This window comes from Arthrobacter sp. K41 (genome assembly GCF_059089645.1).
The window spans coordinates 432496-446931 of record NZ_JBNHEW010000002.1 but is presented as its reverse complement, the minus strand read 5'-3'; the positions used below and the strand labels follow the sequence as shown (position 1 = coordinate 446931).

15 protein-coding genes are annotated in these 14436 nt (G+C 67.1%); 3 read left to right on the top strand and 12 right to left on the bottom strand.

What is annotated here, in order from left to right:
* Positions 1 to 40 precede the first annotated feature (40 nt).
* Positions 41 to 904: an SDR family oxidoreductase gene (locus AC5RTE_RS06420; RefSeq protein ID WP_494040566.1), complete on the bottom strand. Its 864-nt coding sequence runs from the start codon at positions 902 to 904 to the stop codon at positions 41 to 43.
* Positions 905 to 995: 91 nt separating this feature from the next.
* Between AC5RTE_RS06420 and AC5RTE_RS06415 the strand changes: the two genes are divergently transcribed.
* Positions 996 to 1115 carry a winged helix-turn-helix transcriptional regulator gene (locus AC5RTE_RS06415; RefSeq protein WP_494040786.1) on the top strand — a complete coding sequence of 40 codons (120 nt, stop codon included), beginning with the start codon at positions 996 to 998 and terminating at the stop codon, positions 1113 to 1115.
* A gap of 239 nt (positions 1116 to 1354) precedes the next feature.
* Positions 1355 to 1618 carry a hypothetical protein gene (locus tag AC5RTE_RS06410; protein ID WP_494040565.1) on the top strand — a complete coding sequence of 88 codons (264 nt, stop codon included), beginning with the start codon at positions 1355 to 1357 and terminating at the stop codon, positions 1616 to 1618.
* 38 nt (positions 1619 to 1656) lie between these two features.
* Here AC5RTE_RS06410 and AC5RTE_RS06405 read toward each other — a convergent pair whose 3' ends face one another.
* On the bottom strand, positions 1657 to 2406 hold the full coding sequence (locus tag AC5RTE_RS06405; protein ID WP_494040564.1) for a 3-hydroxybutyrate dehydrogenase: 750 nt from the start codon (positions 2404 to 2406) through the stop codon (positions 1657 to 1659).
* Between the two features lie 153 nt (positions 2407 to 2559).
* On the opposite strand from AC5RTE_RS06405, the gene AC5RTE_RS06400 reads away from it, so the two are divergent.
* Entirely contained in the window at positions 2560 to 3465 is a 906-nt protein-coding gene (locus AC5RTE_RS06400; protein WP_494040563.1) for a LysR family transcriptional regulator, read from the top strand.
* Between the two features lies 1 nt (position 3466).
* On the opposite strand, the gene AC5RTE_RS06395 is transcribed toward AC5RTE_RS06400, so the two are convergent.
* The 10 genes from AC5RTE_RS06395 to AC5RTE_RS06350 all read right to left on the bottom strand — a co-directional run bounded on the left by AC5RTE_RS06395 (position 3467) and on the right by AC5RTE_RS06350 (position 14374).
* Positions 3467 to 4375, bottom strand: coding sequence for a spermidine synthase (locus AC5RTE_RS06395; protein ID WP_494040562.1), 909 nt, complete (start codon positions 4373 to 4375; stop codon positions 3467 to 3469).
* A gap of 65 nt (positions 4376 to 4440) precedes the next feature.
* Positions 4441 to 6036 (bottom strand): D-glycero-beta-D-manno-heptose 1-phosphate adenylyltransferase, encoded by a 1596-nt coding sequence (rfaE2, locus tag AC5RTE_RS06390; RefSeq protein WP_494040561.1) that lies wholly within the window; start codon positions 6034 to 6036, stop codon positions 4441 to 4443.
* Positions 6033 to 7505, bottom strand: coding sequence for an aldehyde dehydrogenase family protein (locus AC5RTE_RS06385; protein ID WP_494040560.1), 1473 nt, complete (start codon positions 7503 to 7505; stop codon positions 6033 to 6035). Before AC5RTE_RS06385 ends, rfaE2 begins: the two co-directional genes overlap by 4 nt.
* Before the next feature lie 40 nt (positions 7506 to 7545).
* Positions 7546 to 8247 (bottom strand): SDR family oxidoreductase, encoded by a 702-nt coding sequence (locus AC5RTE_RS06380; protein WP_494040559.1) that lies wholly within the window; start codon positions 8245 to 8247, stop codon positions 7546 to 7548.
* A 90-nt stretch (positions 8248 to 8337) separates the two neighbouring features.
* A complete protein-coding gene (locus AC5RTE_RS06375) occupies positions 8338 to 9747 on the bottom strand; it encodes a PfkB family carbohydrate kinase (protein WP_494040558.1) in 1410 nt (469 codons plus the stop codon).
* Positions 9744 to 10472 carry a D-sedoheptulose-7-phosphate isomerase gene (locus tag AC5RTE_RS06370; RefSeq protein ID WP_494040557.1) on the bottom strand — a complete coding sequence of 243 codons (729 nt, stop codon included), beginning with the start codon at positions 10470 to 10472 and terminating at the stop codon, positions 9744 to 9746. The genes AC5RTE_RS06375 and AC5RTE_RS06370 overlap by 4 nt, the downstream gene beginning before the upstream one ends.
* A complete protein-coding gene (locus AC5RTE_RS06365; protein WP_494040556.1) occupies positions 10469 to 11722 on the bottom strand; it encodes a glycosyltransferase in 1254 nt (417 codons plus the stop codon). Before AC5RTE_RS06365 ends, AC5RTE_RS06370 begins: the two co-directional genes overlap by 4 nt.
* On the bottom strand, positions 11719 to 12753 hold the full coding sequence (locus AC5RTE_RS06360; protein ID WP_494040555.1) for a glycosyltransferase: 1035 nt from the start codon (positions 12751 to 12753) through the stop codon (positions 11719 to 11721). The genes AC5RTE_RS06365 and AC5RTE_RS06360 overlap by 4 nt, the downstream gene beginning before the upstream one ends.
* Positions 12750 to 13838, bottom strand: a complete 1089-nt coding sequence (locus AC5RTE_RS06355) for a glycosyltransferase family 9 protein (protein ID WP_494040554.1) — start codon at positions 13836 to 13838, stop codon at positions 12750 to 12752. The genes AC5RTE_RS06360 and AC5RTE_RS06355 overlap by 4 nt, the downstream gene beginning before the upstream one ends.
* Positions 13838 to 14374, bottom strand: coding sequence for a D-glycero-alpha-D-manno-heptose-1,7-bisphosphate 7-phosphatase (locus AC5RTE_RS06350; RefSeq protein WP_494040553.1), 537 nt, complete (start codon positions 14372 to 14374; stop codon positions 13838 to 13840). The genes AC5RTE_RS06355 and AC5RTE_RS06350 overlap by 1 nt, the downstream gene beginning before the upstream one ends.
* Between the last annotated feature and the right edge of the window lie 62 nt (positions 14375 to 14436).

Below are 14436 nucleotides of genomic sequence, written 5' to 3'. Positions count from 1 at the left end.
GCAGGGACTATCCCGAAACACCGCTGCCCGATAACAACTGCTATACAGCAGCAGCAGCTGAACGGACCGCGTCTGCCAGCGAAGTGGCAGGTCGTCCGATCAGCTTGCGCAGGTCGCCGGAGCTTACCAGGAGGTCGCCGCGGGCAATCCCGAGGTCGGAGTCCGCAAGGGTTTCCGCGAAAGCCTCCGGTACGCCAACGCCGGCCAGCATTCCGGCGTATTCCTGCGCCGGGAGGTCCTGGTAGGAGATGTGCTTGCCGGCCGCGGCGCTGATCTCGGCCGCAAGCTCAGCCATGGTGAACGGTTCATCGCCGCCCAGCTCATAAATCCTGCCTGCCTGGCGCTCTGCCACCAGCACTGCCGCCGCCGCATGCGCGTAATCCGCCCGGGACGCTGCACTGACCCGCCCCTCCCCGGCACTTCCGGCGATGGCACCCTGTGCGAGGGTGCCGGGCAGCTGGTCGGTGTAATTTTCGAGGTACCAGCCGTTACGGAGAAGGACGAAAGGAACGCCCGAGGCCCTGAGGATAGCCTCCGTGGCCTGGTGCTCGGCGGCCAGCTTCATCCCGGTGGTATCCGCGTTGGCGATGCTTGTATAGGCGACCAAGTCCACACCCGCCGCCTTCGCCGCCTCAATGACGGTACGGTGCTGCTGCACCCGCTGGCCAACTTCATTGCCCGAAATGAGGAGCACCTTGGCGGCGCCCTTCAAGGCCTCGGCTACGGAGGCTGCATCGGCGTAGTCCATGCTTCTAACCTGTACGCCGCGCGCCGCCAGGTCTGCGATCTTTTCGACGGACCGGCCCGCGGCAACAATGTCCTGCGCGGGCACGTTGCGCTCCAGCAGGGCCTCAACCACATGGCGGCCCAGCTGGCCTGTTGCTCCAGTGATAACGATGCTCATGATTTTCCTTTCAGTCGGTGTCTGTCAGGAAGCACAACTGCGGCGATTCCCGCTTACTTCCCAAAAGGAAGTACGCACTTTCAACTAAGGTATTCCGCCGCGGGTCAATTACAGCCTGACGAAGCACGGATACGAACTGGCGGCACTCCTGGTTCCGCTCGTGGCGTGGGTGTTCGAAAAGGCCGATGACGTCGTCACCGGCAAGCGGTGAACAGCGCCCGGAGTGCACCGCGAGGCTGGTTCAAGCAGCCCTTCCAAGTACCGGGAATAAACGAGTATAGGCGCTCCGAAAACATGAGTACCTGTTACTGGTGTGACTGCTGGGAATACTGCGTACCGTAAGCGTAAGGTGCCAACCGGGATTGGAGGGCCGCCCTCACGCTGGGAGCGTTCCGGTTAACCTGCACCGCCAGGCAGCGGCTGAACGCCGCGGGCAAGGAGTTGGTACGCATGGTGAAAGCTATTGTCCAGGACCTTTCCAGCATGGGCCGGCCCGTGAGCCTGAGCTCAATGGCCGCTCGCGTATGGAGCCGGGCACGGAGTACCTTCACCCCGCAGTCCCCCTACAGGATTGGCGACGCCGTGGTGGGCGACGATCCTTTCAAAGGCCGGCGCGAGGGCGTGGTGGTATTCCTGCAGGGAACATCTGCGGGTGTGGACACGGCCCAAGGGGTCTTCTTCTACGACCACCGGCAGCTCAGGAAGCTGGACTAGCCACCACTGCGGCCAGTCCAGCCCGGATTATTATTGGGCTAACGGGCTGACCAGCCGCCGTCCATGGTGTAACTGGCGCCGGTCACCATGCCGGCATGGTCCGAGGCCAGCCAGCCGACCAGCGACGCAACCTCCTCGGGCTCCACGAGACGTTTGATCGCCGATTCCGTAAGCATCACCTTGGCCAGGACCTCGGATTCGGGGATGCCGTGCACCTGTGCCTGGTCCGCGAGCTGCTTTTCCACCAGGGGCGTGCGCACATACCCCGGATTGATGCAATTGGATGTGACCCCGTGGTCACCGCCTTCGAGTGCCGTGACCTTGCTTAGCCCTTCCAGGCCGTGTTTTGCGGAGACATAGGCGCTCTTGAACGGCGAGGCCCGGATCCCATGCACCGAGGACAGATTGATGATGCGGCCGAACCCGTTGTTGTACATATGGGGCAAGGCAGCCCGGATCAGCAGGAACGGCGCCTCCAGCATGAGGGCGAGGATCCGGCGGAATTCCACAGGATCAAATTCTTCGATGGGGCTGATGCGCTGGATTCCCGCGTTATTGACCAGGATGTCGCAGTCCAGGGTCAGGGTGGCAAGCGAGTCCACGTCCAACAGGTCCACGGTCCAGGCGGTGCCGCCCACCTCGTCGGCGAGCGCGGCGGCGCCGGCGGAGTCGACGTCGGCCACCACCACCTTCGCTCCGTGGGCAGCCAGTTCACGGACGCAGGCTGCGCCGATCCCGCTGGCGCCGCCGGTTACCAGGGCCTTGCGTCCGTTCAAAGAATTTTCCATAGCATCCCCTTTGGTGTTTCCGGTGTACTCCCCAGCGCTGAAACAGCCCAGCCGGCGTGCTGCCTGCAGCACTCGCGGCTCCACCGAGTATTGCTGCACAGACATGCACTATCAATAACCAAACCAGCACCAAACATGTGCACAATTGCAGACATGAAAGCCAACCCGGATGACCTGCTGGTACTCCTTGCAGTTTCCCGCTCCGCAAAGTTCACGACGGCGGCCCAGGCTTTGGGACTGAACCACACCACCGTCTCGCGCCGGATAGCCGCCCTCGAGAAGGCACTCGGCGGAAGGGTCCTGGCACGCGCCACCGGAGGCTGGGAGCTGACTGAACTCGGCGCGCAGGCTGTGCGGGTGGGCGAGCAGGTGGAAGCCGTGATGGGCACGCTGGGAGCGGCCGGCCAGGCGCCAGACCCGATTACCGGCGTCGTCCGCATGACGGCGACCGACGGCTTCAGCGCCTACATCGCGGCGCCTGCGGTGGCGCGGCTGCGCCGCGACCACCCCGGGCTGAGCGTGGAGGTGGTCACCATGACCCGCCGGGCGCTGCAGCAGCGCTCGGGCCTGGATATTGAAGTGGTGGTGGGCGAGCCGCAGGTGCACCGCGCCGAAGCGTTGCGGCTTGGTGACTACATGCTGGGAATGTACGCCTCGCGCGCCTACCTGGACGAGCACGGGACCCCTGCCACTGTGGCGGAACTGAACGAGCATCCGTTGGTTTATTTCGTGGATTCAATGCTGCAGGTGGATGACCTGGATGCGCCGCGCAGGCTGGTGCCCGCCATGCGCGACGGCCTCACCTCCACCAACGTCTTTGTCCACGTGGAGGCAACCCGTGCCGGCGCCGGCATTGGTTTCCTGCCGTGTTTTATGGGGGACCTGCACACCGACCTGGTCCGCTTGCTGCCCGCTGAGATCGCCGAGCTGCTGCCGTACTGGATGGTGCTGCGGCCGGACTCGCTGCGGCGGCCGGCGGTGGCGGCGGTAGTCCAGGGGTTGCGGGAGCAGATGGCCGGGCACCGGGAGTGGCTGCTGGGCCGCGGCCTCAGTGCTTGAGCTACTTAGCCACCAGGTCGCGGCGCACCGGTGATCCTGCCGCGAAGGCCCGAACTTGCGCATCGTCCCACAGGTGCGCCGGGACCGCTCCGCCCAGGAGCCGCCGTGCCAGCTTCGGGTCCTCGCCGAAGGGCGTATCGCTGCCGGCCATCACCATGTTTCCGTAGCGGCGGCCCTTGAGCATGGCGGGGTCCGCGATGATCACTGTGTGTTTGAAGGCTGCAGCGATGGTGGCGGCGTCCTCGCGGGCGTTCTTCAAATCAGGTGCGTCACCGGAGTTCACCACGTACAGCCCACCGGGCGCCAACACGCGCCTGACGTGCTGGTTGAATTCCGCCGTGGTCAGCGGGTGCGGAGTCAGGGCACCGGCGAAAACGTCCCGGATGATGAAGTCGCGGGTCTCAGGCGTCAGGGTTTCCGTGACCTCACGGGCATCCCCCACCCGCAGGCGCAGCAGCGGTGCCTTGGGCAGGTCGAACCAGCCGCGCACGTACTCGGCCAGTTTGCCGTCCAGCTCCACCACTACCTGCCGGGCGTCAGGATAGACGCTGTGGAAGTAGCGGGCCAGGGAGCATGCGCCCCCGCCGAGGTGCAGGCCGCGGAGCCTGGGCCCCGTTCCCGCAGTGCCCGACGGCGGCCAGCGCGACTCAATGAGCGCGGCCATCCAGCGCATGTACTCAAAGTCCAGGAAAAGCGGATCCGCAAGGTCGATGTGCGAGCTCATCACGCCGTTGATTTTCAGGAGCCAGCCGGTGGAGTTGTCCTGGTCCGCGATCAGCTCGCAATCCCCGGTATCGATGTAGTAAACACCTTCAACCGGCCCCTTTGGGCGTGTTCCTGCCGGAATGTCCACCACGCCTGCAACAGGGCGCAGGCCGTTCCGGGCCCCAGACCTACCGCGTTTTGCCATTACCATGCCACGCTTCAGTCATGCTTCAACCCTAATTGGTTTCAGCAGCCCTGTTGCTCCGCGCCCTAGGTTGTGGGCAGGGCTCCTTCGCCTTCCCGGATCCGCTTGACCACGGCAGTGGTGGATCGTTCCGCTACGTAATCCAGGATGGCTACCCGCCCGCCGTACTGCTCCACGGCGGGCGTCTCGGCAAGCATTTCCGGAGAATAGTCCCCGCCCTTGGCATAGACCTCGGGCCGCAGCTGTGTGATCAGCGGCGCAGCCGTGGGGGTGTCGAAGACGGTCACGTAGTCCACGCAGCTCAAAGCCGCTACTACTGCCGCCCGGTCCGCCACCCCATTGATGGGCCGCCCTGCTCCCTTGAGCTTGCGCACGGAGTCATCGCTGTTCAGCGCCACGACCAGGACGTCCCCAAGTTGTTTTGCCTGGTTCAGGTAGCGGGTGTGGCCACTGTGCAGCACGTCAAAGCAGCCGTTCGTCAACACGATCCGCTGGCCTTGGGACCGGTGCAGCTCCAGCTGCCGCTGCAGTTCGTCAGCGCCCAGTGCCGTGTCAGCGAAGGCTTTGAGGTACCGGCTCAGCTGGCCCGTACTGCAGACCGAGGTGCCCGGCTGATGCACCACCACATCGGCGGCCGACTGGGCAAGGTCCAGGCTCGCCGTCAGCGGCAGGCCGACGGAGCGCGCCAAAGTCAGCGCCGCTACGAACGTGTCACCGGCACCGGAGGCCTGCTTTTCCGCGGCCGGGCGGGCCCACGTACGGTGCGTCACGCCGTCGGGCCTGAGCAGCACTGTACCGTCACGGTCCAGGGTGACCACCACGGCCCGTGCCCCCGTGGCTTCCAGCAGGGCAGGGGCGTGCCTGCTGACCGCTTCCACCCTGTCCTGGCCGTCGGGAAGTTTCAGGTCAAGCATCCGCGCCGTTTCCTGTGCATTGGGGGTCACCAGGTCCGGGCGGAGCGGTGCCCAGGGCCGGGGATCATGGGAGTCAACCACCAGCAGCGGACGGTCCCCGTCACCGGACGCCGGCCCGGCCAGGGAGTCCACCAGGCTTGCACGGACCGGGTCCGCCAGCACCCCATTGGCGTAATCGCACACCAGCACCGCGTCCTGATGTTCGACGGCGGTGCGCACCGAAGCCGCCAGTGCGGCCAGCGCCTCGGCGGGCACCGCCGTGGCAGAGTCGTCGATGCGGAGCATTACCTGCCCGCCGCTGCTGATCCGGATCTTGGTGGTGGTCACCATGTCCGGGTGGCTGTGCAGGTGGCTGACGTCGATGCCCGCAGCCACGAGCTGGTTCCGAAGGTCCGCCCCGGCATCGTCTGTTCCGACGATGCCCGCCACGGAGACCCGTGCCCCGAGGGCGGCCAGGTTCATGGCAGTGTTGGCCGCCCCGCCCGGAACTGACTCGCGGGTCTGCACGTCCACCACAGGGGCGGGGGCCTCACGGCAGAGCCGTTCAATGCTGCCGCTCCACCAGCCGTCCAGCATCAGGTCGCCAACCACGAGGATGGCCGGCTCCTCAGCTGCCAAACGCCCCGGCAGCCACTCCGACAGGGCCCGCTGGCTCGAGAGGTCAACGGCACCGGGCTCTTCCGGCGGGTTGCCCGGAAGGTCCGCGGGGATGTCGTCCCGTGACCGGTTCTCAGCTGACAGGCTCATGACTCATCCCGCAGTTCAACATCAGGCTCTTCAACTTCCCGGTCTTCATCCGCCGCGCCGGGAGCTGCAGCGGGCGGTGCGGAAATGTGCACCACCTTCACCCGGCTGAACTCATCCAGCAGTTCCGGGCCGTAGCCAAAGCCCGCGCCGCTCTCCCCCCGCGGCTGCGCTGCGCCGCCGGGCGCCCCGCCAAAAACTGCGTTGACCTTCACGGTTCCCACCGGGAGGGCGGCAACGGCCTGCTGGATATGGGCGATGTTGCCGCTCAGGACGGTGGCGGCCAGGCCATACCTGCCGCTGCATGCGAGGCGCAGGCCGTCGTCGAACGATTTCACCACCTGCACGGGGGCAACCGGCCCAAACGTTTCCTCCGTCATGACCTGCATCCGGTCCGTGCACTCTAGCAGCACGGTGGCGGGGTAGAAGGAGCCCGGCCGGTCCGGCAGGGTGCCGCCTTCCACGGCATGTGCGCCCTGATTCAGTGCATCGGTGACCTGCGCATGGACCTCATCACGCATCCGGAGATCAACCAGCGGCGCCACCGTCCCGTTGCTGTTGCGGAGGGCCGCCTCGGCCTCAAGGGCCTTGCAGAACTTGGCGGCGATGTCCTCATGGACGTAGATCCGTTCAACCGCCACGCAGATCTGGCCGCTGTTGCTGAAGGCACCGATCGCTGCCTGCTCGGCAGCCCACAGCGGATCGACGTCACGATCCACCAGCAGCGGATCATTTCCGCCGTTTTCCCGGATGACGTGGGCTCCAGTCAAGGCTCCAGCCCTGGCGATCCGCGCGCCCGCCGCGCTGGAGCCAACATGTGCGATCACGTCAACTTCGGACTGTGCCAGGAGTGCACCTACGGCGGCGCCGCCCGAAAGGGTCTGGAACACGCCGGGTGGGAAGGCCGGGGCCAGCACTTCGCCAAGCGCCTCGCCCAGCCTCGGGCACCGCTCGCTCGGCTTGTGCACCACGGTATTTCCGGTGGCCAACGCGGCCCCGATCAGGCCGCAGGCCACCGCGACAGGATCATTCCACGGGGTGAGCAGCACAGCGACGCCGCGGGGTTCAGCCACGGTGTAATCGGAAGCGAGCGGGTTGCCGCGCAGGCTGTGGCCCCGGTGGACGGGCCCCAGCTCCGCGTACTGCTCAAGGGTGGAAACCCCCGCGCCAATGCCGGCGAGGGATTCCTCCACCGGCCGCCCCGTTTCGCTGGCGTTCAGTTCGGCCAACTCCTGGGCGGCCGCAGCCAGAGCTTTAGCCGCGGCCCGCACTGCCGCACCCCGCTGGGCCGGCGCCGTGGAAGCCCAGGCCCCCGCAGCGCTCCGGGCCACCGCTACTGCACGGGACACCGCTTCGGGTTCGGCCTCCGGCACAGTCCAAAGGACATCACCGGTTCGGGGGTTCCGGATGGTGATGCCGCTGCTGTCAGCGGTTTCCGGGCGAGCAGTCGTTTCTGTGGCAATGGTGGGCATGAAGTTCCTCCCGTCGGTTCCGGCTGGTGAGTATCGGGGTTTAGGGCCAGGAGCCCTCTTCCTCGTGGCAGATCAGCATTTCGCGGACCTCGCAGCCGGTGGGCTGGTTCAACGCGAACAGGATTGCCTGCGCCGTGTTGGCGGGGTCGTTGAGTCGTGAGTCGTCCTGCGGCTTGTACTGCTCGGTGCGGTCATCAAAGAAACGGGTTTTCATGCCGCCCGGGATGATGGTGGTGACGCCGATTTCGCCGCCGGTCTCAGCGGCCAGCGCATGGCTGAAGCCAACGACGCCGAACTTTGAGGCGCAGTAGGCGGTGGCATCGGCCACGGCTCGCTTGCCCAGGGTGGAGGCGATGGTGACCACCCTGCCGTGGGAGGCCTTGAGGTAGGGCAGGGCTGCACGGACAACAGAAACAGTGCCCATCAGGTTCACGCCGATGACCTTTTCCCACTCGGTGGCCTCGACATCCGCGAGCTTGCCGCAACGGTCGATTCCGGCGGCCGTAACCACTGCTTCGAGCCCACCCAGGGACTCCGCGGCTTCCTTGACAGCGGCCTCAACGGCCAGCCTGTCCGCCACATCCACTTCAAAAGCCTTTACGGCCGAGACGCTGCTGATGTCGCGGTCCAGCACCACCGGGGTGCCGCCTGCCTTCAAGACGGCGTCGACGACGGCGGCCCCCAGTCCGGAGGCCCCTCCCGTCACGAGTACACGGCCGGGTGAATTGAACTCTGCAGTCATGGTGTTCCTTTCGAATGGGACGTACAAAACTTGTTGGCTACCGCTCGTTTGCCGGGCAACCCGGGTTTGCGGCCGCGGCCGCGGACCTGTTTAGCTGACTTTGGCCAATGCATCCGCCAGGCCGGTGGTGGAACGGGCGGGGTGGTACGGCACGGTGACGCAGCGCCCGCCCCAGCTCTCCACCAGACCGGCCTCCGGGAGGCTGGCACCTTTGTAGTCGCCGCCTTTGACCCAGATGTCGGGGCGGAGGCGTTCAAGCGCTGCCTCCGGGGTGTCTTCGTCGAACACCATCACGGCGTCCACGCATTCCATTGCCAGGAGCAGTTCTGCCCTGTCGTGCTGGCCGATGATGGGCCGCTCCGGGCCCTTCAGCCGCCGGACGGAGTCGTCCGAGTTGAGGCAGACGATCAGGCAGTCGCCGAGCTCACGGGCCGCCGCCAGGGACCGGACGTGGCCGGCGTGCAGCAGGTCGAAGCAACCACCGGTGGCCACAACCTTGCCGCCGTTTTCGCGCACAGCGCGGGCCAGCAGCAGGGGGTCGTTGACGCGCGGTTTTGGCTGCGGCGCTTGTCCATTGGTGTCGGGAAGGGCGGACACCCCGCCGTTGGCGAGGAAGTCGGCAGCGTCATGGACCGCAAGTTCAGCGGCTTCGGCCAGGTCCCGTCCGGCCAGCAGGTGGACGGCGAGGCTGGCGGCGAGCCTGTCACCGGCTCCACAGGGATCACCGGCTTCCACCCGCGGCGCAGGAACGGCCCGGGGGCTCTGGTCGCGCCGGCACAGGACGGCGCCCTCTTCTCCCTTGGTGACCAGGACAGCCTGGCTGCCCCATTCCTCGAGCAGGACTGCGCCCACCCCGGCTGCAGGATCTCCCGCAACTGTCTGCCCACGGTCCGCGCCATCCTGCCGCGTCACGGCGTCCCGGCCCCGCGACTGCACAGCCTTTTGGGCCTCGGCGAAGTTGGGGGTGACGACGGCGACGCCGGGTACCGGGTCGGGTCCGGCAGGATGCGGGTCCCACACAATGGGCACGTGGCCGGCAAGCCGGGCAAGGAGCTCCCGCAACTGCGGGTTTGCCGCCAGTCCCCGGCCATAATCCGCGACAATGATGACGCCTGCCTTCTCCACCTCGCGCAGCATGGCAGGACTCACTTCGGGGACGGGAGCCTTCTCACAGCCCTGGTCGAACCGGACCACCGGATGCGAGCCGGCCCGCACGCGGGTCTTGACCGGTGATGCATGCCCGCTGGGGCCGGTCACGAGCCGCACTCCGGCGAGGTGCGCTTTAAGCTGCCGGCCGGCGTCGTCATCGCCCAGGACCGTCACCAGCGTGACTGGCCAGTTGTCCTCGCCAAGCATCCGGGCCACCAGCCCGGCTCCCCCGGCCCGGCGCTTGACGCCGGACACGTCGACCACCGGTACCGGGGCGTCGGGGCTCAGCCGGGTGGCTTCGCCGGAGAGGTCCACGTCCAGCATGACATCGCCAACCACGACAATCCTCATGCCTGGGCACCCCGGTTCTGAAGGCCCTGGTTCTGCAGGCTCCAGCCGTCGGCGGAACTGTGCCGGGCAACTTCCAGGTCAAAGGCGCGGCAGATCGCGTGCAGGGCGATGAGGTGGCCTTCCTGGGCATTGGCATTGAGGGCGTCAATCATCACCGCCTGGTCGCAGGCATCGGCCAACGGATTGGGACCGGCTCCCGTCAGCGCCCACGTGGTGACGTTCAGGCGTGCGGCCACCTCGGCTGCGCGCAGCAAGTTGGGGCTCTTGCCGCTGGTGGACAGCAAAAGCAGCACATCGCCGGACCGGGCGTGCGCCCGCACCTGGCGGGCAAAGACGTCGTCGTAGCCGTAATCATTGGCAATGGCGGTAACGGCCGAGGACTCAGCGTGCAGCGATATGGCGGAGAACGGAACCCGCTCGCCGTCGAACCTGCCCACGAGCTCCGCGGTGAGGTGCTGGGCTTCGGCGGCCGACCCTCCGTTGCCGGCGGCGAGCAGGCGCTGGCCGCGGAGCAGGCGCTGGGCCAGCTCCACGCCCCAGGCCGCAAGCCGGCCGGACTGGCTCCGCAACGACTCGAGCGCGGGTACGACGTTGTCCAGGTGCACGCGGACCGCTTCCGCACTGTCGGGGTCCACAAAGGCCGCTCCGGGCAGAACCGCAGGCAATGCGTCAGTTGTTGGCAAAGTGTGCAGGTCAGCTTCCCGCACGGTTGATTCCGCAGTCACAGTGCCGCTCCTTCCATTGGGACGACGCCGGCGGAAGCCCCGGCCACCGCCAGCTGGTAAGCCTTTTCGGTTTCGGCCGCGACCCGGTCCCACGAATACCTGGTGCGGGCGCGCTTCTTGCCTGCGCTGCCAAGCTCAGCGCGCAGGGCAGGGTTCTCCAGCAGCAGGGCGAGCGCCGATGCAATGGCTTCGGGGTCCCGCGGCGGCACGTGCAGTCCGGTGCCGTGGTCAACCACAGTGTCACGCAGGCCGCCCACTGCGGCTGCAACAACCGGAACGCCGCAGGCCATTGCCTCCAGCGGGACGATGCCGAATGGTTCATACCAGGGGGCGCACACCACGGCGTCGGCGCTGCGGAGGATGCCGGGCATCTCGCTGCGGGACACCTGGCCCTGCAGGCTCACCTGGTCCGCCACACCGAGTTCGGCTGCCAAATCCATGAGGCGCCGCACTTCAGGGTCCGCGTGGAGCACCCCGGAGTCTCCGCCGCCGCCCACGATCAGGAGTTCGACGTCGTCGAAACCCGCCGCCCGCAGGTGCGGCAGCGCCCGGATTACCAGGTCCACTCCCTTGCGCGGCACGAGGCGGCCCACGGAAAGGATGCGGTGGGTGCGCTTCCTCGGCGCGACCGACCCGTCTGCGGAAAAGAATCCGAGGTCCACACCGCAGGGGGCAATGGAGATCTTGCCCGTAGTGATTCCCATGGCTTTGAGCTCGAAGACCTCGTCGGAGCAGGTAGCCACGATCCTGTCGGCGGAACGCCCCACACCGGGCTCCAGCCAGCGCCGCTCCAGGGGGCTGGTGTCCTCTGCCCCCTGGTGCCGCCGCTTCACGGTGCCCAGCGCGTGGAAAGTCTGAATGACGGGAACCCGGTAGCCCTGGTTCGGCCGCCGGGCGGCGTCCAGTGCGGCAAGCCCGGACATCCAGAAGTGCCCGTGCACCACATCCGGCGGCCGCTGGCTCCAGTCCTTGGCAACGCCGTCGGCAAGTTCTCCCATGTAGGGCAGCAGTTCGTCCTTGGGGACATGGTGCGCGGGGCCCGCGTCCACATGGACCACCTCAAGGCGGCTTCCCACGCGGACCCTGGCCGGGAGCTCCGTTGCATCCCTGCGCGTGTAGACAGTCACATGGTGGCCCCGCCTGGCCAGGGCTTCGGACAGCGCGGCAACGTGCACGTTCTGACCGCCGGCGTCCACCCCGCCCAGTGCCGCCAGCGGACTGGCGTGCTCGGAAATCATGGAGATTCTCATGGGGTCTTCCTCTCTCCCGCCGGAACGAGGATCTTCTCCTCCAGGCGTTCGTTGTAGGAGTGCCGGGACCGGCCGCCCAGGTCCGCCAGGAGCTCATCCCAGCGGTCCTGGAACCTGCCCAGGCTGTAGCGTTCCAGTGCAGCCTCACGGGCGGCAAGGCCCCGCCGTCGGGCCTCATCCGGATCGGCGACCAGCCGCCGCGCGGAGCGCAGCAGCTCATCGACATCGGCGGAAACGGCCCCGGCCTCCGCCGGCACCGCCCGCGGCGCTTCGGTGGTTGCCAGCGCTACCACCGGCATTCCCAAGTGCATCGCCTCCAGCAGGGACAATCCCAGGGAGGTCCACCGCATGGGGTGGACATAGACGCGGCACCGGGCCAGTTCGCGGTGCAGCTGCTGGGTCTTCAGGTCGCCGCGTACCGTCAGCCGCGACTCGTCAATCCCTGCGGCGGCGGCCAGCCCGTCAGTCTTCATGCCGAAGACCTGCAGCGGCGCCACGGAGGCGAAAGCGGGTAACAGATCTGTACCGGTCACGCGGCCGCGGCGGATGGGCTCGTTCACCACGACGCCCAGTTCGGGCAGTTCCCCCGTGTAGAGCAGGCCCGGGTCCGGAATCCCGTGTTCGATGACCAGGCTGCGGGCTGAGCCATTGTCCCAGGCAAGCTTGTTGAAGTGGGTCACGTGCACCACGGGAATACGGTCCTGGTCCGCGAGCGGGTGCCGGGCGAACGGGAAATCGACTTTGGGGGTGTTGTGCTCCAGGTACACGGCGGGCAGGTCAACGCCGGGCCTCCGGCCGAGCAGACGGGCAACTTCGTCGATTTCCTCAGGGCGTTGCAGGACGACGGCGTCAACGGCGTCGGCGTCCAGGCTTGCCAAATCCACCTCGCGTACCGACGAGGGCCAGTTCCTGTCGGCACGGCCAAGACCCCAGGCACCGCCTTCGGGCAGGACGGGAAGGAGGTACTCGTGACGGCCGCGGACGAACGCGTCCGTCCAGGAACCGTGGACGTGCCAGAGCAGGATTCTCATCTGTTGCGGGCCTTTCTACGGGTGCTGACGTGCGTGCTGAAAGAGCTGACTCCGCCGATCAGGCGTTCCACGGCGGCCACCACTTCTTCAGGTGATACGGAGTCAAGGCAGGGGTGGCCGGGAACGGGGCAGACACGGGCGCGGGTCATCCGGCAGGCCGCGTTCTGGTCACCGAGCAGTTCCAGTGACACCCCGTACGGTGCCCAGCGGATGGCCGGGACCACGGGCGAAAAGAGGCACGCAACAGGGGTGCCCACGGCCGCCGCGAGGTGTGCCGGCCCGGTATTTCCGGTGACAACGGCATCCGCGCCCGCCATGACCCCAGCGAGGGTGTGGAGATCCGTGCGTCCGCCCAGATCCAGGGCGGAAGGCCCTGCGACGGTGGCGGTCAACGACATCTCGGCCGGACCGCCCGTTACTACTACGCGGTGGCCGGCACCCTGGAGGAGTTCGACGGCGGCGGCATGGTGCAGCGGTGGCCAGGCCCGGGCGGGGACTGCGGCTCCGGGGTGGACAACCACGTAGGGTTCCTCACCCACGAGGCCGCGGACATCGGGGACGGACGTGACGCGGAGTTTTCCGTCGTCGCCCTGTGGAAGGCGGAATCCTCCTGCCTCAGCGATACCCAAAGCACGTTCCGCCTCAGGCTGGTCCTCCGGAAAGTCTTCGCCCGGTTTGAGCCGGACATCAAGCAGGGAGCCCGCGTAATCAGTGGAGGCTCCGGTGATCCGTTCGACGCCGGCCAGCCGGAGCAGCAGCGCCAGCGGCAGGGGCGACTGGTGGAAAGAGGTGAGGATGACCGCTTCAGTAATCCTGGAGTTCCGGACGTATTCGATGAGCCTGTCTGCATGGGGTCCGGTCATTTTGGGCGCGGGGTTCATGATCCACGGGCTGTCCCAACTGTAGACCTCCGCGGCGCCCGGCAGCATGCCTGCCGCTGCCTCGCCCTGCCTTCCGCAAAGCATCACCACGTGGTTCGGCCGGCTGCCATCGGGAAACCGGCCGTTGGCCACGGCCCGTACGGCGGGCCCGGCCAGGAGAACGTCGCCCATGCTGTCCAGGCGTGCCACCAGCACGCGGCCCATCAGGGCCGCTCCGACAGGAGCGAAACGGCCTCGGCCAGGTCCCGGGCCACCAGTTGTGCCTCGGCCACTTCCTCGGATCGGGTCACCGGCGTGGGCACCAGGACTCCCCTTGCTCCTGCCGCTTCGGCAGCACGGACGTCAGCGCCGATATCACCGATGAGCGCTGCCTCCGATTCCTGGATGCCAAGTTTGCGGCAGGCGCTGTGCACCATTCCCGGTTCGGGCTTGCGGCAGGCGCAGCCGTCCTGCTCGGAATGCGGGCACACCTCCCACACGTCAAAGGGGCCGAGCAGTTCCTCCACCCGGGCATTGACGTCTGCAACGTCGGCTGCAGTGATCAGGCCGCGGGCAATGCCCGACTGGTTGCTGATGACTCCGGTTGCTATCCCGTCTGCACGGAGCGCATCAAGGACTGCCTTGGCGCCGGGCATTGGTGTGACCAGGCGGGGGTCCCCGTTGTAGGGCACATCGACCACCAGGGTCCCGTCCCGGTCGAACAGGACAGCGCGGAGCTTGGAGGTTACGGAGCTTCCCATACCCTCACTGTTCCCCACTGCTGCTGCTCCTAAACAGGGGCCGCTGGTTTTCTCGCCTTTCG